At 69.3% G+C, this 20030-nt stretch carries 22 protein-coding genes and 1 riboswitch; of the genes, 12 read left to right on the top strand and 10 right to left on the bottom strand.

Annotation, left to right across the window (positions count from 1 at the left end; all coding sequences use genetic code 11):
* Positions 1-1012: 1012 nt before the first annotated feature.
* From QSK37_RS26630 to QSK37_RS26620, 3 genes are all read right to left on the bottom strand, one after another.
* Positions 1013-1420, bottom strand: a complete 408-nt coding sequence (locus QSK37_RS26630) for a TIM-barrel domain-containing protein (protein WP_285626148.1) — start codon at positions 1418-1420, stop codon at positions 1013-1015.
* A gap of 94 nt (positions 1421-1514) precedes the next feature.
* Positions 1515-2348 (bottom strand): AraC family transcriptional regulator, encoded by an 834-nt coding sequence (locus QSK37_RS26625; protein ID WP_285626143.1) that lies wholly within the window; start codon positions 2346-2348, stop codon positions 1515-1517.
* Between the two features lie 51 nt (positions 2349-2399).
* The gene (locus QSK37_RS26620; RefSeq protein WP_285626141.1) at positions 2400-3254 is read right to left on the bottom strand and encodes an alpha/beta fold hydrolase; all 855 of its coding nucleotides are present in this window, start codon (positions 3252-3254) and stop codon (positions 2400-2402) included.
* Positions 3255-3537: 283 nt separating this feature from the next.
* On the opposite strand from QSK37_RS26620, the gene QSK37_RS26615 reads away from it, so the two are divergent.
* Together QSK37_RS26615 and infA are read left to right on the top strand one after the other, a co-directional pair.
* Entirely contained in the window at positions 3538-4308 is a 771-nt protein-coding gene (locus QSK37_RS26615) for a GNAT family N-acetyltransferase (RefSeq protein ID WP_285626138.1), read from the top strand.
* A gap of 42 nt (positions 4309-4350) precedes the next feature.
* On the top strand, positions 4351-4575 hold the full coding sequence (gene infA, locus QSK37_RS26610; protein WP_285578925.1) for a translation initiation factor IF-1: 225 nt from the start codon (positions 4351-4353) through the stop codon (positions 4573-4575).
* Positions 4576-4668: 93 nt separating this feature from the next.
* On the opposite strand, the gene QSK37_RS26605 is transcribed toward infA, so the two are convergent.
* Positions 4669-4791, bottom strand: coding sequence for a hypothetical protein (locus tag QSK37_RS26605; RefSeq protein ID WP_285626136.1), 123 nt, complete (start codon positions 4789-4791; stop codon positions 4669-4671).
* Positions 4792-4887: 96 nt separating this feature from the next.
* Positions 4888-5027: riboswitch (cyclic di-AMP (ydaO/yuaA leader) on the top strand.
* Between the two features lie 68 nt (positions 5028-5095).
* Between QSK37_RS26605 and QSK37_RS26600 the strand changes: the two genes are divergently transcribed.
* The 3 genes from QSK37_RS26600 (at position 5096) to QSK37_RS26590 (ending at position 9654) form a co-directional block, all read left to right on the top strand.
* Positions 5096-6028 (top strand): C40 family peptidase, encoded by a 933-nt coding sequence (locus tag QSK37_RS26600; RefSeq protein ID WP_285626133.1) that lies wholly within the window; start codon positions 5096-5098, stop codon positions 6026-6028.
* 62 nt (positions 6029-6090) lie between these two features.
* Entirely contained in the window at positions 6091-8229 is a 2139-nt protein-coding gene (locus QSK37_RS26595; protein ID WP_285626128.1) for a WD40 repeat domain-containing serine/threonine protein kinase, read from the top strand.
* Between the two features lie 1023 nt (positions 8230-9252).
* Entirely contained in the window at positions 9253-9654 is a 402-nt protein-coding gene (locus tag QSK37_RS26590; protein ID WP_285626125.1) for a hypothetical protein, read from the top strand.
* 107 nt (positions 9655-9761) lie between these two features.
* Here QSK37_RS26590 and QSK37_RS26585 read toward each other — a convergent pair whose 3' ends face one another.
* Positions 9762-10658 (bottom strand): LLM class F420-dependent oxidoreductase, encoded by an 897-nt coding sequence (locus QSK37_RS26585; protein ID WP_285626123.1) that lies wholly within the window; start codon positions 10656-10658, stop codon positions 9762-9764.
* Positions 10659-10662: 4 nt separating this feature from the next.
* On the bottom strand, positions 10663-11019 hold the full coding sequence (locus tag QSK37_RS26580; RefSeq protein ID WP_285626121.1) for a nuclear transport factor 2 family protein: 357 nt from the start codon (positions 11017-11019) through the stop codon (positions 10663-10665).
* A gap of 90 nt (positions 11020-11109) precedes the next feature.
* Between QSK37_RS26580 and QSK37_RS26575 the strand changes: the two genes are divergently transcribed.
* Positions 11110-11922, top strand: a complete 813-nt coding sequence (locus tag QSK37_RS26575; RefSeq protein ID WP_285626119.1) for a MerR family transcriptional regulator — start codon at positions 11110-11112, stop codon at positions 11920-11922.
* Here the strand turns inward: QSK37_RS26575 and QSK37_RS26570 are convergent.
* From QSK37_RS26570 to QSK37_RS26560, 3 genes are all read right to left on the bottom strand, one after another.
* Positions 11911-13152, bottom strand: coding sequence for an RNA polymerase sigma factor (locus QSK37_RS26570; protein WP_285626116.1), 1242 nt, complete (start codon positions 13150-13152; stop codon positions 11911-11913). The genes QSK37_RS26575 and QSK37_RS26570 overlap by 12 nt on opposite strands.
* Positions 13153-13170: 18 nt before the next feature.
* On the bottom strand, positions 13171-13563 hold the full coding sequence (locus tag QSK37_RS26565; protein WP_285626111.1) for a YciI family protein: 393 nt from the start codon (positions 13561-13563) through the stop codon (positions 13171-13173).
* Positions 13564-13641: 78 nt separating this feature from the next.
* Entirely contained in the window at positions 13642-14217 is a 576-nt protein-coding gene (locus tag QSK37_RS26560) for a TetR/AcrR family transcriptional regulator (protein ID WP_285626109.1), read from the bottom strand.
* Between the two features lie 102 nt (positions 14218-14319).
* Here QSK37_RS26560 and QSK37_RS26555 point away from each other — a divergent pair, with 102 nt between their 5' ends.
* The 6 genes from QSK37_RS26555 (at position 14320) to QSK37_RS26530 (ending at position 19541) form a co-directional block, all read left to right on the top strand.
* Positions 14320-15270, top strand: coding sequence for an SDR family NAD(P)-dependent oxidoreductase (locus tag QSK37_RS26555; RefSeq protein ID WP_285626107.1), 951 nt, complete (start codon positions 14320-14322; stop codon positions 15268-15270).
* Between the two features lie 182 nt (positions 15271-15452).
* Positions 15453-16139, top strand: a complete 687-nt coding sequence (locus tag QSK37_RS26550; protein WP_285626105.1) for a response regulator transcription factor — start codon at positions 15453-15455, stop codon at positions 16137-16139.
* The gene (locus tag QSK37_RS26545; protein ID WP_285626103.1) at positions 16136-17176 is read left to right on the top strand and encodes a sensor histidine kinase; all 1041 of its coding nucleotides are present in this window, start codon (positions 16136-16138) and stop codon (positions 17174-17176) included. The genes QSK37_RS26550 and QSK37_RS26545 overlap by 4 nt, the downstream gene beginning before the upstream one ends.
* Positions 17177-17268: 92 nt before the next feature.
* Positions 17269-18738: a DUF4153 domain-containing protein gene (locus QSK37_RS26540; protein ID WP_285626100.1), complete on the top strand. Its 1470-nt coding sequence runs from the start codon at positions 17269-17271 to the stop codon at positions 18736-18738.
* Positions 18739-19125: 387 nt separating this feature from the next.
* Complete coding sequence (locus QSK37_RS26535; RefSeq protein ID WP_285626097.1) at positions 19126-19341, top strand: hypothetical protein; 216 nt, start codon at positions 19126-19128, stop codon at positions 19339-19341.
* Entirely contained in the window at positions 19338-19541 is a 204-nt protein-coding gene (locus QSK37_RS26530; protein ID WP_285626095.1) for a glycosyl hydrolase family 65 domain-containing protein, read from the top strand. Before QSK37_RS26535 ends, QSK37_RS26530 begins: the two co-directional genes overlap by 4 nt.
* Positions 19542-19638: 97 nt before the next feature.
* Here the strand turns inward: QSK37_RS26530 and QSK37_RS26525 are convergent, their stop codons facing one another.
* Positions 19639-19851 carry a hypothetical protein gene (locus tag QSK37_RS26525; protein ID WP_285626093.1) on the bottom strand — a complete coding sequence of 71 codons (213 nt, stop codon included), beginning with the start codon at positions 19849-19851 and terminating at the stop codon, positions 19639-19641.
* Between the last annotated feature and the right edge of the window lie 179 nt (positions 19852-20030).

Below are 20030 nucleotides of genomic sequence, written 5' to 3'. Positions count from 1 at the left end.
AACCAGCCTGGTCGAGGACCAAAAGGCACTGGCTTTTAGCACACTGTTGAGTTCTCAAGAAACGGACACCACCTTCGTGAACCCTTCCGGGCTCTCTCCGGGGCAACCCTTCTAACTTACCACCCTCAGCTAGTTTGTCAACCCCCAGATCCGAAGATCTTAAAGATCAACCCACCAGCAGAAGACGGACCCCGCGACACGACCACCCAGCAGACAGACAACATCCACCAGGATGATCACTCATCGAAGGGACCCCACCCGGGCCGGCCACCTAGCAGGCGTCCTGCATCCCGTTCGTCGGGGAGATCCACATCTTATCCGCTCGCTCCGGTGCTTGCGCCCCGAACTCGCTGATTCGATGTCGGCTCCCCGCCAGGTCCGGGAGCCTTTCGGCTTCCCGTTCCCCTTGGGGCGAAGAGAACATTACGTTCGTCCCGGACCTTGGTCAAATCGGCGGCGCGCACCACTGCGTCCCCATGTGTCACAGCACCCCCGCGATGTCCCGAGCCGCCGCTGACCTGCCCAAGCGAACGCGGCAAGCGCCTCCGAGAGCGCCGGCCGGCGTCTGTGCGCCCCCGGCGATGCCGCGGTCTGGAGGGCAGATCGTGCGGGAAGTGTTCAGTGGAGAGGCCGGTGGATCTTCGAACCCCAGGGGCACCTGTCCGGAGCTCGACACCGACCACTCGCCGTACGGTCCGGCTCTCGGTCGTCGGACGATCGCGCCATTCGTCGATCTACGAAATTTGAAAGCAGAATTCGTTGAACCCACGCGGGCGAACCTCACGCCTTTTGCCGCTCCCATGGCCCATTACAGCCCGCAAGATCCATTCCCACTGGAACGGCCGGGACGGCGATCGAACCCAGGATCACCCCGCTCACCTCCCGCGGAGTCCCGATGTACGAGGCCCGATTTCACGCCGCCATCAGAGCCCGCCATGTCACCGGCCTGACGTCACAGATATCGGTGCGGAGCCGCCACTTCCCGGGGCGGTGATGCGCACCCGGTCCGCCTTCATGCCGGACGGTGAACTCCGCCGCCGTACGTCCGTTCTGGACGGAGACGCACGCCCCGGTCTCCCCGCCTTCCGGCCGCACTCCTGGAAGACCGGGGCCACCAGCAGGTCGCCGCCGAGCATGTACCGCCGGTCGAGCATCGCGCAGGCGGATCGTCCGGGAACTCCAGCACCATCGGCCGCATGACCGGCACGCCGGTACGGGTGGCCTCCACGGCCGCGCCGTACAGGTACGGCATCAGGCGGTTCTTGAGGTGGGCGAAGTCGCGGGCCACGGCCCCGCCGACCGAGGCTCCGCCCGGGGCCGAGGCGGTGCGCAGGAGGCCGGCGACCGACTCCTGCCTCTTCCTGCTCGACCACACCGGCGCGCAGGTGCGCGTGACGGCCCCGGGCCGTGAACTGATCATCGGCCGGAACGTCGCGGATGAGGTGACCATCGAGCCGAGGTCCGTCGCGCCCTCCGCTGAGGCCGCGCCGGTGGCGCCGGACGACCTCGTCGTCTCACGTGCGGCCCGGGGCGGCCCACGCGACGTCGTCGACGGCGAGGAACGGCTCGATCGCGACGGCCGTCGGCGTCGTCCCGGCGAAGGCCATGACGTCTCGATGCAGGTGGGACTGGTCGGCGTAGCCGCTCATCACCGCCACCGCGGCGGCGGTGTGACCCGCGGCGAGGCGGTGGACCGCGTCGTCGAAGCGGATGAGCTGGGCGGCGCGCTTGGGGCTGAGGCCGATCTGGGACCGGAACCGGGACCACAGACGCTTGCGGCTCCACCCGACCTCGGTCGCCAGCCTCTCGATCCGTACCCGCCCCCGGCCGGCCACCATCTGGTCCCAGCAGAAGGCGACTTCCGGGTCGGCCTCACGGCCCGCCTCGTGACGCCGAGCCAACGCGGTCTCCACGATCGCGAACCGGTCGGCCCACGTTCCGGCGGCGCGCAGTCGCTCTTCGATCCGTACGGCGTCGCGTCCCCAGAGGTCGTCAAGGGTGATCACTGCCCCGCCCAGCTCCGAAGAGGCGCCCAGGATCGCGTGCGCGGCCACCGGCGACAACCGCACCTCGAGGCACTCGAAGCTCCCGGCCGGCCCCCGCCCTCGCGCGCCGCTGGGCGCCAGTCCGGCGACGACGCGCTCTCGATGCTGCTCACCACTGCCGTAGTCGACGACGAGTGGTACGTCGCCGAGGTTGAACATCACCATGACGGCCGGGCGGGGGACGATCCCGACCTCGACGAGGTCATCCTCTCGACCGCTGAAGCCCGCCATGGTGACCCCCGCCGGCCGGCCCGACCGCGACGGGACCGCGATGTCCCACGCAGGCACCTCGGCGGATCGCACACCGTGATTTTACGAGTCGCCTCAAGCTCCGGTCCGGCGACGACAGCGCTCTCAACCGGGCCGCTCGGCGGCCGCGGCGAATTCCAGCAGCAATCGGCCGGTCGTTCGGGGGTCTTCCATCATCGGGGTGTGTCCCACGCCCGGCAGCAGTTCGACGCGGGCGCCGGGCACGACGCGGTAGTCGGCGGCCGACGAGGAACGCCACCGCTGGTCCTCGGCGCCGAAGACGACCAGCACCGGTAGGCCCAATCCGGTGAGCCGATCGGGCAGGCTCCGCTGCCCGAGGTAGGCCAAGGGGGCACGCATCGCCCCCACGAAGTCCCGGTGTGTCATCCCCCGCACATGCTCGATCCAGGCGTCGGGGAGGTTCACGGGACGCGTGAACCCGGTGCGGGCTGCCTTCCGGATGGTCGCCTCGGTACGCAGGCGCCACAGCAGCCGCCCGGGAAACCGGGTCAGCAGCAGCCGGACGAGCAGTCGTTCAGGGACCTTGGCGTCGAGACCGGGGCCCATGTCGATGAGCGCCAGGGCGGCGACCGCGTCGGGCCGTTGCTCGGCCAGGGCCGCGGCGACCGTACAACCGGAGGAATGCCCGACCACCGTCACCCGGCCCACGCCGTGCCCGTCCAGCGCGGCGGCGACCCGACGTGCCTGAGCGGCGACGTCGTAGCCGCCGAGCGGGCTTGCTCCCCTCTCGTGACGTAGCAGGTCGACACGGATGACACGGTGCGCGTCCGCCAGCAGGGGAACCACCGGGTCCCAGCAGGCCGGCGGGGCCGCCGCGTTGGAGAGCAGAAGCAGGGCGGGCGCGCCCGGCCTGCCGTTCTCCACGACGTGCACCTCACCATCGTCAGGCTGAACGAACCGGTAACCGGCGCTCGCGGCGCCGGAAGGCTGCTCTGCCATGGGATCGTCTCCTGCCGCGCTGTCAGGTGGGGACTGCGAGCATCACAGGCGAACCGCCCTGGTGTCTTGGACGAATGTTCCGGCTCCGGATACCGAAAAAACAGGTTGGGCCGGATGGCGTTCGGTTGGTAGCGTGCGCGGCACCGTGACGTCACGCGAGGAGGTGAGACCCATGAACGCTGTATCGAAGTGGGTGCTCCCCTTCGCCGTCACGGTCGGGTGATCGACAGAGGGATCGCCGGGAGCGCCTCGATAGCAGGGCACTCCCGAAAGGCGACAACCTATGCACGAAATCGTGATCGCGCGGGTCGCGGAGCGACAATGGCACGCGGTGGAGGACGACCGGGTGGTCGGCCGCGGAGACACTTCACACCGGCCCGACGGGCGGATCTTCCTCAGTATCGACGCGTGGCACGACGCGGTCTTCGACCGGCTCGCCGATGCCATGCTGGCGGACCTGCCGAGGCCGCTGTACACGGTGGTCGACGAGCCTGACGTCGACCTGACGTCCTGCTGGCAGCGAGCCGGCTTCACGACCCGACGCCGCGAATGGGAGTACGTCCTCCCCACCGATCCGCGGGTCACGGGGCTCGGCTCGGTGCTCTCGCCGGAGGGCGTGACGACGGTGCCCGTCGGCGCGGCGCGGGAGGACCCGCTGCGCGAGGTGTACGACGCGATCCGCGCCGAAGTCGACGCCACCGTCGGCTGGGAGTCGATGCCGGTCGAAGTACCGGTCCGGCCGGACGGGACTCCGCTGCCGCTGGACCCGTCGAAGTACGCCGTCGCGGTCCAGGCCGATCGATACGTGGGACTGGTCCGGGTCACGGGACGGGTGGCCTTGCAGCCACGGATCGGGCTGCTCGCGGTCCGATCCGACCAGCGCCGCCGCGGTATCGCCCGATCGCTGCTGGCCCATGTGCTGGGCGCGCTGCACCACTCCGGGGTCGAGACGGCATCGGCCGAAGTCAATGAATCCAACGAGGCTGCCATGGCGCTGTTCGAGGGCATCGGCGCCCGGCGCGTCAACAGCAACCTGGAATTGGTGCTCCGCTGACGCCTCGCCTCCTACCTCACCGTCACCGAGAAGGGCGAGAACATGGCCAGAACGGCAAAAGGAATCGAAGTCGAGGGCACCGTCATCACGTGTCTACGCGATGCCACCTTCACGGTGGAGCTGGAGAACGGGCACGAAGTGCTCGCCCACATCAGCGGAAAGATACGGAGGAACCACATCAGGATCCTGCCGTACGACCGGGTGCTCGTGGAACTCAGCCCGTACGACCTGACCCGCGGCCGGATCCTCTTCCGGTACCGGACGTAGCCGTCGTCTGACGTGACAAGTATCGGCGGCCGGCTCTCGCACCGGCCGCCGGTACCACCGTCATGCCGCGCCTGAAGGCCGGCCGGCGGGAGTTCACCGGCGCCGCCAGAGCTCCTCGTCCACGCGTACCTCGTGGCGGCCGGCCCGGTCGGCCATACGACCCTCGATGCCGACGTTGAGGCTCATCGCGAAGTGCTGCGCGCCGCGATCAGCCATGCGCGAAGCGTACCTTTGATCACGATTCGGTAGATTTGCACCGTTTGACCCCCTACACTCCACAGGACTCGACGGTCCCAGATTCCCCATCAGAAACACGACCGTCGGCCGAATCCCTGCAGCTCAGGGAACCGGGGACCCAAGTAGTACGGGGTGAATCCGCAGCGCCCGGCGCTCGGTAGGGCATCTCCCGCCCGAACCCGACAGCTAACCCGGTAGGCGTCAGGAGAGGAGTTCGTACGTGCCATCTTCATATTCGCGGCTAACACGTTCCGGCCGCCTGGGAGGTATCACGGCGTTGATGGTGAGCGCCGCCCTCCTTCTTCCCGCGAGCGGCGCGAACGCGACCGGCGGGTCGTCAGCGGCCACCGCGAAGAAGAAACTGGACAAGCTCAACAGCCAGGTGGACGAACTCGCCAACCAGTACGACAAGGCCGAGACCCAGTTGGCCGCGGCCAAGAAGCATCTTGCCGTGATCAATAAGCAGCTGAAAACGGAAAAACCTCAGTATCAGAACCTGCGCGTACGGGTGGCGCAGATGGCCGTCGCCGCGTACAAGAACGGCACCCTCGACAGCACCACGTTCGCCGCCTCCAAGGACCCTGACGCGGCACTGCAGGACATGTCGACCTTCGCCGAGCTCTCGCGCAACCAGAACCAGGCGATGACCGCGCTCCTGGCATCCGCCCAACGCCTCCAGCGGGGCCAGGAAGAAGCCCGTTCGACGCTGCAGAGCATCACCACGACCGCGACCGCGTTGAAGAAGAAGAAAGCCGTTGTCGAGAAGGCGATCGCGAAGCAGAAAGCGCTGTTGGCCAAGACCAACAGCTCCAGCGGAAGCACGAGTGGCGGTTCGAGCGGCGGCGCCACCGCGTCCGCCTCCGGACAGGCCGGCAAAGCCGTGAATTATGCCAAAGCCCAACTCGGGAAGCCCTATGTCTTCGGCGGTACGGGCCCGAACGGCTACGACTGTTCCGGGCTGACGATGATGGCCTGGCGCGCTGCCGGCGTCAGTCTCCCCCGCGTCGTCCCCGACCAGTACAACGCCATCCGCCACGTCGCCAAGTCGAATCTGCAACCCGGTGACCTGGTCTTCTTCGACAGCCTTGGCCACGAAGGGATATACGTCGGCGGCGGTAGGTTCATCCACGCCCCGCACACCGGCACGGACGTCCAGTACGCCAGCATGTCGAACTCCTACTGGGTCTCACACTTCGTCGGCGCCGGCCGCCCGTAACGCCGCCGCGGAAGGCCGCCGGTACGGGAACCACGGGCGGCCCGTTCTCATCGGAACCAATCGTGGACGGGATTACGCCGGACGATGGGCACCAGCTGGTCAACGGGCGGTACCGCCTGGTCGAGGTGATCGGCCAGGGCGGCATGGGCACGGTCTGGCGCGGTCATGACGAGATGCTCGGCCGTGAGGTCGCCATCAAAGAGGTCACCCTGTCGCCCGACCTCGACGATGACGAACGGGCCGAGCTCAGCGCGCTCGCGCTGCAGGAGGCGCGTGCCACCGCCCGGCTGAACCATCCCGGGATCATCACGATCCACGACGTCATCGACGACGACGGCGTCCCGATCATCGTCATGGAACTCCTCCATGGTCGTCCACTCGCCGACATCCTCAAGGAGGAGGTACGGCTGCCGTACCGGCGCGTCGCCGAGATCGGGGCGGCGACGCTGGAGGCGCTGCGGGAGGCGCACGCCGCCGGTGTCGTCCACCGTGACCTCAAGCCCGCCAACATCCTGATCAGCGAACGACGGATCGTCATCACCGACTTCGGCGTCGCCCAACGGGTCGGTGAGCGCGCCGAAGAGGCCGGAGACGTCACCGGCACCCCGGCGTTCATGGCCCCCGAGCAGGCCGAGAACGCCGCCGCCAGCCCCACCGCCGACCTGTGGGCCCTCGGCGCCACGCTCTTCAACGCGACCGAGGGCAGACCACCGTACGAAGGCCCGGACTACGCCACCGTCCTGCTCACCCTGCTCACCCAGGACCCGCCGGCGCCCGTACGCGCGGGCCCCCTCGCACCACTGATCACGGCACTGCTGCGCCGGGACCCGGAACGGCGCCCGAGCGCGGAACAGGCCGCCGAACAGCTCGCGGAGATCCTGCGCGGGGAACCCGGCGGCGCGACGGACATGGCCGCCGCCGAAAGACCGGCCATCGTGCCCGCCGCCACCGAGAAGCCGGCTGCGCCGTCGCCGCCGAAGAGCAGCGTCCCGGCCCGCCCGAGCGCGGCCGACCCCGTACGGAGAGCCGCACGGCCGCTCCATCCGCCGAGCCCGGGTCCCCGGACCGCTCCGGCCCGTACCGGCCGTCCATCGCCGCCGACCGTCAAGCCCGGACGAGTCGCGGGCATCGCGGTGCTCGTGATCCTGGGCGTCACCGTGCTGTATCTCGGCACCCACGCCGGCTCGACCGGCTCGCCCGCGGCCGTTCCCTCCGCGGTGCCGTCCGACCCACTGGACGGTCTGCCATCCGACTTCCCGCAACCCACACCGAGCCAGCCGCCGGACGACGTGCCGCCCGACGAGGATTTCGCCGTGACGGCGCTCAGCCCGGACGGGGACCTCGTCGCGTTCAGCGGGGACTCCGGGGTCGTGCGGCTGTACGACACCGCCACCCACAAGCTGAGGCGCTCCTGGAAGACGCCTCGGTCCGGCGAGGGGGTCACCGCGCTGACCTTCAGCCCGGACGGCCGGACCGTCGCCGCGAGCAGTGACGAGGGCGTGGACCTCTGGACCGTCAGCACTCACAAGAAGCGCAAGTTCTCCCAGCTCAACGATGCGATCGGCGCGTTGGGGTTCAGTCCGGACGGCCGGACCCTCACCGCGCTGGGCTCGGGTGGCCGCATCGGCGTCTGGACCGTCGGTACGGGGAAGTACGCCTCCAGTGCCATCCCGCTCGGCGGCGACACCACCGTCTGTATCTCCATGGCGGTGAGTTCGAGCGGGCAAGACGTCGCCTGCGGCTACTACGACGGCAATATGGGCGGCATGCTCGTCTGGGACGTCAAGAAGCACAAGCGGCGCGCCTCATGGCCCGCCGAAACGGCTGACGAAGTGGCGTTCAGCCCCGACGGCAAGACTCTCGCGTTCCCCGACTCAGAAGACGACAGCCTGCAGTTGTGGAACATCGCCTCTCATCGGATGACCGCCGAGTTGGACGCCTCACACATGCCGTCCGGTATGGCCTTCAGCCCGGACGGCAAAAGTCTCGCCGTTCCGTCCTACGACCCGAGCACCGACGAGGACACCGTCGATATCTGGAAGCTCCCCGGCGGGAAGAAGGCCACGACGCTGCGGCGCATCGACACGCCGAAGACGCTGGCCTTCAGCCGCGACGGCGCCACACTGGTCACCGCGGACGGGGACGAGGGCGCACTGTGGAAAGTGCGATCGCACAAGCAACTCGCGTCCTGGACCAAGTGACCTCTTACCGCTGCTCGACACGACGGCTATCACTGATCCGACAATCCACCCCAGAGGGGCGAACCCACACCGCCACCAACACCGCGCATTAATTGATTGTGAACTAGATTATGTAGTTCACGTGTCGATGGACGGGTATACGCATTGCGCCGCGGTCGTGCGGCAAGGCAGGAAATCCCGATTTCGACTCATATGCAGGTGCGCAAATTGGCACGATATAAGAAACAACGGCCCGCGAACGCGCTCGCCAAGGTACTTTCGCTGGCTTTCGCGGCGACCACGGCGGTCGGCGGACTCGCAGTAGTGACGTCCTCCCTGGTGTCGACGCATGCAGAGCACAAGATGTCTGCGAACTCGCCCGCCGGGTACACGTTGAGCTCACTACCCACCTACTGCCACCGTGGGCTCTTTGGGAGTCTTCACTGCTTCGATGCCATCGATGACGATGACGACGGTGACGCAGAAGATGGAGATGACAATCTTCCCTCAGTAGCCGTAGAAGGCTTGCGAGGGCCGCAGGGCTCACAGGGCGATGAGGGCGCCACCGGGCCAACTGGCGCTACTGGCCCCACCGGCGCTACGGGACCTACCGGGCCGACAGGGCCGACAGGGCCCAGCGGCGTTACCGGTCCTACCGGCCCGACAGGGCAAACCGGTCCCACGGGCGCTGGACCCACCGGGCCGACAGGCCCAACGGGGTCCACCGGCGCTACTGGACCCACAGGCCCGACAGGCTCGACAGGTCCCACCGGAGCCACAGGCGTTGGCGCTGTCGGTCCCACGGGTCCAACTGGTCCCAATGGCGTTGACGGGGTAACCGGGGCTACCGGACCCACGGGCCCAACAGGTCCCACAGGGGTTACCGGTCCCACAGGAGTTGCCGGTCCCACAGGGGTTGCCGGTCCCACCGGCGCTACAGGATTTACCGGTCCGACAGGCCCGATCGGCCCCACCGGCGCCACAGGGGTCATCGGAGCTACCGGCCCGACCGGCCCGACCGGCGCCACCGGGGGGACGGGGCCGGTGGGACCGTCCAAGTGCGTCGGCACAGCGGCGGCCCAAGGCCAGACGAAGGCCGTCGTGGCCGTTCGTAATGGGAAGGTGTTCGGCCAAACGGTCAACGAGGCCACCACTCCGCCTACGCCCACCCCGCTCACCGACTTCACCCCAGCGTTCGGCGCCGTCACGGTGGATTGTGCGTCGGTGGCGATCCAGGGCAACGCGAACGTGTTCGTCACCGTGCGCACGAGCACCGATCAGCTCCTTGAGGTCGGGTGCACGCTGAACAACTTCCCGACCAGCTGCGGTGGAACAGTGGTCAACCTGGGGACCATCCCCATGTTGGTTCAGTCGCCTGCCCCCGTACACGCGTCCGTCGCACCGGCCAAGAGCCGGGACAGGCGGGACCCCGCGAGGGCCGGCTGAACGAGTGTTCGCTCGCGGGCATCCTCGAACACCGAGGATGCCCGCGAGCGAACGACGGCGCGGCTCTCCCCTCACTCTCACGAGCCATGAGCGGACGCCGAGTGAGATCAACCGAGAACGCTCCGCAGATTTCGCCGGCGCGGGGTACCGGCACGATCTGAGAAGAGAGCCTTCGCCAGTTGGCGGTAGCCGGGCATCGGGTCGTGGCCCGGGTCCACCAGTACCTGTACGCCGACGTGGTCGGCGCCGGCTTCCAGGTGGGCGGTGAGGCGGGCGGCGATGGTCTCCGGCGTGCCATGGATGACGAGGGCGTCGATGAGTCCGTCGCTACCGCCGTCGGCGATGTCGGCGGCGCTGAAGCCGTGGCGGAGCAGGTTGTTCACGTAATTGCGCAGGCCGAGGTACGGGTCGGCGACGAAGTCGCGGGCGATGGCGCGCGCGTGACCGGCGTCGGCGCTGACGACGACCTTGTGCTCGGGCGCGAGCAGGACGCCGGGGCCCAGGACGTCACGGGCGTGACGGGTGTGGCCGGGGACGACGAGATAGGGATGGGCGCCCGCTGCGCGGTCCCTGGCCAGGCGCAGGGACCGATCACCCAGCGCGGCGAGGATTCGCCTGTCGGCAGGGACGGCGGCGTCGAGTTCGTCCAGGTAGGACACCATCGTGTCGTACGGTGAGTGGAATCGCGTGATCGATTCCGGATGGCCGATGCCGACGCCGAGCAGGAACCGTCCGGGATGCTTGGCGTCGATGCGCTCATAGGACCTCGCGATCGACGCCGCGTCGTTGGTCCACATGTTCACGATCGCGGTCGCTACGACGATCTCGCTGGTGGCGTCGAGAGCGCGCTCGATGAGGGTGAGGCCGGGAACGGCCTTCCGCCCCAGGCCCAGCCACGCGGTACCGAATCCGAGCGACTCCGCCTCGGCCACGAAACGCACGCGGGTGTCATCGTCGTAGGACGGGTTGAACCACGCCCCGAAAGTGCCGAGCCGCAGGGACATGCCGCTACGCCTCGATGACCAGGCGGGCGATGCGCCCGTCGCGCAGAGTGAACCGGAAGTACAGGTCGACGACGCCGCCGGGGAAGTCGCCTTCGAGATGGTTGATGGCGGTGTAGTGCTCGTCATCGATCCGCTCGGAGCCGATGAGTTCGATGGTGTACGTGTACTCACCGGATGACCGCTTCAGCCAGCCGCGGATTTCGGCGGGTCCGCGGTAGGTCCTCCCGTCGTCGATCACCGCCGCGTCGTCGGTGAAGTGGGTGATGGCCGCGTCCGCGTCACGGGTGCGGTGTGCCGTGAGGTAATCCGTGATCGTTGGTGGAAGCTCGGTCAGGTCGATGGCCTGGGCGTTGTCCGTCATGAGGCCACCGTGCGGTCTCTCCTTGGGAGAGGGTCAAGTCCGGCCGGGCCGCGTTGACCCTCTCCCGGGGAGAGGGTGCAGAGTGTTGTCATGCGACCCGGTCTCACCATCGGCGAGTTCGCGCAGATCACTCGTCTGAGCGTCCGTACGCTGCGCCGATATCACGAGCGGGGCCTGCTCGAACCGGCCGTCGTCGATCCGGACAGCGGATACCGCTACTACACCAGCGAGCAGATTCCCGCCGCGCAGGTCATCCACCGGCTGCGCGAGCTGGACATGCCGTTGCGCGAGGTTCGCGAGGTGATGGACGCGACGGACCCGGATGCCCGCGCGTCCCTGGTCGCCGCGCATCTGAGCCGGCTGGAATCCGAGCTGGACCGGACCAGGATGGCCGTGACGTCGCTCCGGCGACTGCTGCGCCCGGAGCCGGGACGGCTGGACGTCGAACTGCGGTCGGCGCCGCCGATGACGGTGGCCGCCGTCGGAGAGACGGTCGACCGGGCGCGGGTGCTGGAGTGGTACGACACGGCCATGGACGAACTCGACGCCGCGCTGGCCGGACGGCGGGTGACCGGACCGCCGGGAGGCAGGTACGCGGGCGAGTTGTTCACCGACGGCCGCGGTGACGTCTTGATCTATCGTCCGATCACGGAGCCGCCGGCCGTCGGCCGTGTACGGCCGGTCATCCTGCCGGCCGTCGAACTCGCCGTCACCGTGCATCCCGGGCCGCATGACGACATCGACGTGACGTACGGACGGCTCGGCGCCTACGTCACCGACCACGCCCTCGTCGTCGACGGCCCGGTACACGAGACGTACCTCGTGGGGCCGCGCGACGACCCCGACCCGGACTCATGGCGCACCGAGGTCGGCTGGCCGATCTTCCGCGTCTCACCGGCCTAGCCGGCGCAGTCGCCGGTTGAGATAGCGCTGCTCCGGCAGGCTCGTCGTCACCTGCGCGGCCCGCCGGTAATTCTCCGCCGCGGCCTCCACTTCGCCGTTCAGCTCCAGCAGATGGGCACGCACGGCGTACAGCCGGTGATGCCGCCGCATCGCGGGCTCGGTCAGCAGGGGATCGAGCAGGGCCAGGCCGACCGTCGGGCCGTGGGCCATCGCGACGGCGACGGCATGGTTGAGCGTCACGGTCGGGGCGGGAGCGACTCGGCTCAGCATGTCGTAGAGGACGCTGATCTGCATCCAGTCGGTGGCCTGGTAGGTCGATGCCTCCGCGTGGACCGCGGCGATCGCCGCCTGGAGCTGGTAACGGCCGACGTGCCCCCGCGGCAGTGTCTCCTCCAACAGCGCGACGCCCTCGGCGATCAGACCGCGCCGCCAGCGGGAGCGGTCCTGCTCGGCCAGCGGCACCAGATCACCGGCAGAGTCGGTCCGCGCCGGCAGCCGCGCGTGCGTCAGCAGCATCAGCGCCAACGCGCCGGTCGCCTCGTCGTGGTCGGGCAGTGCGACGTGCACCTGACGGGTGAGCCGGATCGCCTCCTCGGCGAGCTCGACGTCGACCAGTGTCTCGCCGGAGGTGCGCGTGTAGCCCTCCGTGAACACCAGATGGCAGACGTCGAGCACGGCCGCGACCCGGGCCGGCAGTTCCTCATCCGACGGCATCGCGAACCGTGCGCCCGCGTCACGCAGCGTCGCACGGGCGCGGCTGAGGCGCTGGGTCATCGTGCGGACCGGCACCAGATACGCGGCCGCGATCTGCGCCACGCTCAACCCGGCCACCGCCCGCAGGCTGAGCGCCACCTGCGACGGCCTGCTCAGCGCGGGATGACAGCACAGGAAGAGCAGGCGGGTCGTGTCGTCGACCTCGGTGCCGGGGACCTCGTCCGCTCCAGGCGCCACGTCGGCGTCATCCGGCCGTCGTGCCAGGTCCAGCGCCTCGCGGCGGGCGCGGGCCGACTCGGCCCGCGTCCGGTCGATCAGGCGCCGCGACGCGACCCGGATCAGCCACGCCCTCGGATTGTCCGGAACCCCGTCGACGGGCCACTGAGAAGCAGCGGCCTCCGCGGCTTCCTGGGCCGCGTCCTCACAGTCGCCGAGGTCGCCGTACCTCCGCAGGAGCGCGCCGAGGACGTGTGGCGCCTCCCGACGCCACACGTCCGCGAGTGTCCGCTGCACCATACGATCTGCCTGAGATCGCTACTGGTCGTCGCCGCCCGGCCACATCGCCGGCCGCAGTTCCACCGTCTCTCCGGGGCCGGCGAACCTCGCGGCGACCTCTTCCGCGCGAGCCCGGCTCTCGACATCGACGAGGAAGAACCCGGCCAGGTGCTCCTTGGCCTCCGAGTACGGGCCGTCGCTCGCCAGCGGGGAGCCGTCCTGCCACCGGTACAGCCGTGCGGCCGCGGGGTCGCCGAGCGCCTCGCCGCCGATCAGTTCGCCGTTGGCCTGCAGTTCGGACATCACCTGCTCGAACTCGGCGTTCAGCCGCTTGCGCACGTCGTCGGGCAGTCCCTGGTGAGCGGCGAGGTAGTCGCTGGTGGGGTGCCCCCACGGCTGCGGATTGGAGTGGATGAGGATCACGTACTTCATGGCTGTCAGCTCTCGTCTCGTACGACGGCCGCTCCGTCGCTCGACTGGGACGTCGGTGCGGACTCGCCGATGTCGACACTATCCACCGCCCCAGCCGGCTTCGAGGAGGTCGAAGATGGCGTTCAGCGCGGCCAGGGGGTCGGGTTCCGCGCCCGCGAGTTCGGGGATCTCCAGGACGTAGCGGGCGAGCGCGCGGACGGTCATGTCGGAGGGGTCCCGGCCGCTCTCGGAGGCGATCGCCTCGGCCAGGGCTCCTTCGCCGGCTATCCAGAGCTTGCGTGAGTACTCCCGCAGGGCGGGTGTACGGACGATCAGGTCGCGCTTGTGCCGCAGTTCGGGCGACAAATCGTCGGTGAAGGGTCCCCGGGCTGCCATGCAGCGGCGCAGGGCTTCCAGTACTGACTGGCCAGAGGGCCGATCGCGGACCGCGGCGACCAGCCAGACGCGTCGTTCGGCGCCGTCGTCGAAGATCAGCGCTTCTTTGCCGTCCGGCACGTGCGCGAAGAGGGTGGCGATGGACACGTCCGCCTCGTCGGCGATCTGAGCGACGGTGACCCCGTCATACCCGTGCTCGCTGAACAGCCGCAACGCGGCCTCCGACAACGCCCGGCGGGTCTGTGCCTTCTTGCGCTCACGGCGCCCGGTCGTCGGCATCTCTCCATCGTAGCTGTACCCTAGAACGCATCTGAATCCATAGCGATTATAGTTTTGGACTCAGTTCAGGTTTCATCGGCCATCAACCCAAGGAGCCGGACGATGTCCTCCCTCCGCAGTCCAGCCCCCTGGGACGTACGGCGCCTGCCGCGCGCCGAGGGCAAGAACTTCCTCGTCACCGGCGGCAACGCGGGCATCGGATACTTCGTCGCCGAGCAGCTCGCCGCCACCGGCGCCACCGTCATCCTCGCCAGCCGGGACCCCGCCAAGGCCGAGGCCGCACAGGTGTCGATTCAGTCCCGCGTCCTCGGCGCACACGTTCGTCACGTCCGTCTGGACCTCGCCGATCTCTCCTCGCTCAAAGCCTCCGCGGACGCCCTGCGGCTGGAACGGCTGGACGCGGTCGTCTGCAACGCCGGCGTGCTGCTCGACCAGCCGCCACGTCGCGAGTCCAGGGACGGCAACGAACTGATGTTCGCCACCAACCATCTGGGCCACTTCGCGCTGATCGCGCGGCTCGCGCCCCTGCTGACGGCGACACCCGCGAGCCGCATCGTCACCACCGGCAGTTTCACGGCGAAGTCCGAGAGCCTGGACCTCGACGATCTGCAGAGCACCCACGATTACCGGCCGAAGCGCACCTACGCACGGTCCAAACTCGCGCAGATGCTGTTCGGCTTCGAACTCGATCGCCGCCTGCGCGCGGCCGGCAGCACGACGCTGAGTGTGGTCACCCACCCCGGCGGCGCACTCGACTCCCTCACCCCGTCACGCCCGCCGGTCCACGTCCGAACCACCGGCGAACGGCTGCGCGCCCTGCCCGCCGGCCTCCTCCTGCAGGGCAAGGAGGCTGCCGCCTGGCCCGCCGTCCGGGCCGCCCTCGACCCGTCTGTGCGCGGTGGCCAGCTTTGGGGACCCCGGATGTTCGGGATCCGCGGCCTGCCCGTTCTCGAACCCGTCCAAGGTCACCTGGCCGACGCCGCACTCGCGGCGCGCCTGTGGACCGCCACCGTCGACCTGACCGGCCTCGACCCGAGCGCGGACCTCACGTGAGCCGACGCCGGAATTGACATGATCATCCGCTAGGACCGGGAAGCTGCAGATCCTCTCCGGCCTCGGCGGTGACCTGGTGATCTCCTGGGCCGGCATCTGCGCAGCGGCGACGGACGCAATCTTCACAGAATCCCCACAGATCGTCCGCGTGGTCTCCGCGACGGGCTTCTAGTCTCGCGGTCATGCAACGGATCCTTGTGGTCGAGGACGAGCCCACGATCGCCCAGGCGGTCGCCGCCCGCCTGGGTGCCGAAGGCTTCGAGGTGCGGGTGGTGGCCGACGGCCCGGCCGCGGTCGAAGAGTTTCGGGCGTACGGCCCCGATCTGGTGCTCCTCGACCTCATGCTGCCCGGCCTGGACGGGCTGGAGGTCTGCCGTCGCATCCAGGCCGAACGGCCGGTCCCGGTCCTGATGCTGACCGCGCGGGACGATGAGACCGATCTGCTCGTCGGGCTGGCGGTGGGAGCCGACGACTATCTGACCAAGCCCTTCAGCATGCGCGAGTTGACGGCTCGGGTCCGGACGCTGCTGCGCCGGGTGGAACACGCCGCCGCGCTGGCGGCAGCGGCCCCCGTCCGGGACGTCGTACGGCTCGGTCCGCTGGAGATCGACCGGGCCGCCCGCAAGGTCGCGGTGGACGGGGTCCCCGTGCACCTCACGCCCACCGAGTACGCACTGCTCGACATCCTGGCCCGTACACCGGGGACCGTGCTGACCCGGGCGGTCCTGCTCGAACAGGTGTGGGACTGGGCCGACGGCTCCGGAACCCGGGTGGTCGACAGCCACATCAAGGCGCTGCGCCGAAAGCTCGGCGCGGACCTCATCCGTACCGTCCACAGCGTCGGCTACGCCTTGGAGACCACACCATGAATCTCCTCCGGCGGTTGTGGACGGCGTTGCCCCGGCCCCTGGACCCGATGCGGTCCATCAAGATCAAGCTCGGTCTCCTGGCCGTCTGCAACGCCTGCGTCGGTGGGCTGATGATGGTGTGGGGGTACGGCCTGGGGTTCCGGGGCCGGATCACGCTGCCCGTCGCGCTGCTGATCTCCGTCCTGGTGACCCAGATCCTGGCGCACGGTATGACCTCGCCGTTGCGCGAGATGACGGCCGCGGCCCGGGCGATGGCGCGTGGCGACTACCGCCGCCGGGTGCGGGCGACCTCTCGGGACGAGGTCGGCGAGCTGGGCCGGGCCTTCAACCGGATGGCCGCCGACCTCGCCGAGGTGGAACAACACCGCCGGGAATTCGTCGCGAACGTGTCCCATGAGCTTCGCACTCCCATCACCGCCCTGCGTGCGGTCCTGGAGAACGTCGCGGACGGCATCACCCCCGCCACCTCGGAGGTGATCGAAGGAGCCCTGGCGCAGACCGAACGCCTCGGCCGCCTGGTCACCCAGCTACTGGACCTGTCCCGTGTCGAGGCCGGCGCGGTCTCTCTGGACCTGGCGTGCTTCGAGATCGGCCCGTTCCTCGAGGCCGCCGTCGCGGACGCCAAGGCCGCCCATCCCGATCCGGTCTTCACGGTACGGGCCGACGCCGGTCTCACCGTCCGCGCGGACCGCGACCGTCTGCACCAGGTCGTCGCCAACCTGCTCGACAACGCGGCCCGGCACAGCCCGCCCGGCGGCGCGGTCACGGTGACCGCCAGGCCGCAGGCCGACGCGCTTCTCCTGCAGGTACGGGACGAGGGCCCCGGTATCCCGGCCGAAGAACGGGGACGGGTCTTCGAACGCTTCTCCCGAGGCTCCGCCTCGCAGGTCGGTTCCCCTGGGGGCGGAACCGGCCTCGGACTCGCCATCGCCCGCTGGGCGGTGGACCTGCACGGCGGACAGATCGCCGTGGCCGACTCCCCGACCGGCTGCTTCATCCGCGTCGTACTTCCGCAACCTCCCGGAGGATCGTCATGACCGATCTCCCGCCACCCCCTGGGCCACATTCCTCATCCGCGCCGCCCCCGTGGAAACAGCCCGACCAGGCCCATGCCGGCCCGGTTCCGCCCATGCCGTCCAGGGTGGCCTGGTCCGAGCCGGCCGTCCGGCCACCGATCCGGCCGCTGCTGGTGGAGTGGCCCAAGGCACCACGGCCGGTCTCTGCGGCGACGGCGGCCGGGGCGGCGGTGGCGGGAACGCTGGCCGCGATGTGTTTCCCCGGACGACCGGGCCTGAACGTGCTGATCGTGGGGGTGGCCATGCTGGCCACGCTGTTCCCGGTGGCTCGCCGTAGCCGTACGTCGCTGGCGTTCGGCGCGCTCGCGGTCGCGCTGCTGGCGCTGCCCGCTCTGGTGGACGTCGGCTGGGTGACCGCCCTGGCGATCACGCTGGCCGTCCCGCTCGGCTCGTACGCCCTTACCGGCGGTCGCTCCTGGATCGATCTGCTCGGCGGGGGGTTCGCGCTCCTGCTGGCCGCCCCGCACTCGGTGCCCTGGGCGGGTCGCGGCCTGGCCGGGCTCGCGGGAGCCGGGAGGCGGCCGACCCGGCGAATGGTCGGCTCCCTCCTCATCGCCGGCACGCTGCTCGGGGTGTTCGGCGCGCTGTTCGCCACTGCGGACGTCGCGTTCAGCCGGGCCATCAGCGGGCTGATTCCCGATCTTTCGGTGGGGCCGCTGCTCCTACGCGTCCTCATCTTCGGCTGTATCACCGCCACCGTCCTGACCGGAGCATTCCTCGCCGTCGCCCCGCCACGGTTCAACCGGCTGCCCGCGGCCTCCCACGTCGGCCGTGCTCCCTGGGTCGTCCCGATCGCAGCGCTCGACCTGCTGTTTCTCGGCTTCGTCGCGGTCCAGGCCGACGTGCTGCTGACCTCCGACAAGGACCGCCTGCTGCGGTCCACCGGCCTGTCGTACGCGGAGTACGCCAGGCAGGGCTTCTGGCAGCTTCTGATCGTCACCGGCCTGGTCCTGATGGTCGTGGCCGTCGCCGTCAGATACGCCCCGATGAAGAACCGGACGGACCGCACCACCGTCCGCACACTCCTCGGCCTGCTGTGCACGCTGACCCTGGTGATCGTCGCGGTGGCACTGCGCCGGCTGTACCTCTACGAGGAGGCGTACGGCTGGACCAGGCTGCGACTGTGGGTGCATGCCTTCGAGCTCTGGATGGGTCTGGTCATCGTGCTCATCGCCATCGCCGGCATCAACCTCAGGGCGACCTGGCTGCCCCGCGCGATCGCCACGAGCGGAGCGATCGGCCTGCTGGCTTTGGGCCTGCTCAACCCGGACGGTTTCATCGCCGCCCGTGACGTACACCATTTCCGACACACCGGCAAAGCCGACCTCGCCTACCTGTCCGGCCTGTCCGCCGACGCGGCCCCCGCCCTCGACCGCCTGCCCGAGCCACAGCGCTCCTGCGCCTTGCACCACCTCGCCGACGCCCTCCAGCACGGCGACTCATGGACCGGCCTCAACCTGTCCCGTGCACAGGCCCGCGCCCTGCTCCGGCGCCACCCGATCCAGCGGTCGCTCACGTGCTGAGCAGGCGCTGGGGGCCATCTCCCGTGAGTGCTTTGCTCCGGAAGCTTCCGGAATTGGCAAAATGATCCCGATTTAAGGGCTATTCGGGGCTGACAACGTTGTCATAACATCCGCGCATGTCGCACTCCGATCAGAGTCAAGGAACCTCCCGACGCGCGTTCCTGTCCGCGAACGGAACGATCGCAGCGGCCACCGTACTGCGCCCCCAGAGTCACGCCGCCGCGGCCGAATCACCCCCCACCGGCCGGGAACGCAGGGTGGAGTTCAGCATGCCCGCGCTGTCCTTCCGCGACGCCGGTCGGCAGAACTCGCTGGGCAGGCTCTACGATGCGGCGCTGACGGGGCTGATCGGCATCAACACCGTCTACGCGACCCCAGGCCGACCAGGTGGGCCGGTCCGGCGAGGCCCGTGGGTACCGGAACGACGCGCAGGCGCTGCGGCAGGCGATCAACCGTCACCTCTGGCGTGAGGATCCCGGCAGCTACGGTTATCTCATCCATGGCGGCGACACCCGCGCCGGCGAACTCGATCCGTCCCAGGAAGGCGCCGGCCTCGCCTTCGCGGTGCTGTACGGCGTCGCCGACGCGCGACGGACCAGGTGAGCATCTCCCCGACCCTGCCTTCAGCCTGGGGCGACGTCAGCCTGTACGGCGTGCCCTATCGCGACGCGACGCTCGACATCACCCTGACCGGCACCGGCAACCGGGTGCGCTCGTGCACCGTCGACGGCCGCTCGATCCGACCGGCGATCCCCGCAGCCGCAACCGGCCATCACACCGTGCACATCGTGCTGGAGACCTGAGAACCCGCGCAGGCACCGGTAAAAACGTGGATTTGGAGCCGTCCGCGATGACGAACACCTCCCAGTACACCGACTACCTCGAACACGAACGATCAGCTCACGGTGCCGCTCTCTTCTTCGGGAGCGGCGGTACCACCGCGCCATCGGCGTTCGCGACGTCGCGGTCCCTGAGCGGCGAACGCAGAGCGACGTCGGTGTATCGCGTGGTGAAGGGGCCGAACGCGCCGTAGGCGTCGTGCCTCTTCGCGCATTCGACGCCGGCCTCGTAGACGATGACCGTAACCCGCGAGGAGGACTCGTTCACCTGCATGTGGTCGAGTCGGCAGTTGAGACGCTCGGCCCATGATCGCCAAACTACGCGCAGCCCCTTGCCGTGGCGGGCATACATGTCAGGAGCGATCGCGACGAAAGGGGCGGCCCCGGGTGTGCGGTCACCTTCTCCGTGGAGTCGGTGCCGGGAAGGCGCGGCCGCGCCGTGGCGTGCGCACG

The organism is Actinoallomurus iriomotensis, from assembly GCF_030269445.1.
Classification (GTDB): Bacteria; Actinomycetota; Actinomycetes; order Streptosporangiales; family Streptosporangiaceae; genus Actinoallomurus; species Actinoallomurus iriomotensis.
This window is presented reverse-complemented; position numbering and strand designations above follow the sequence as displayed.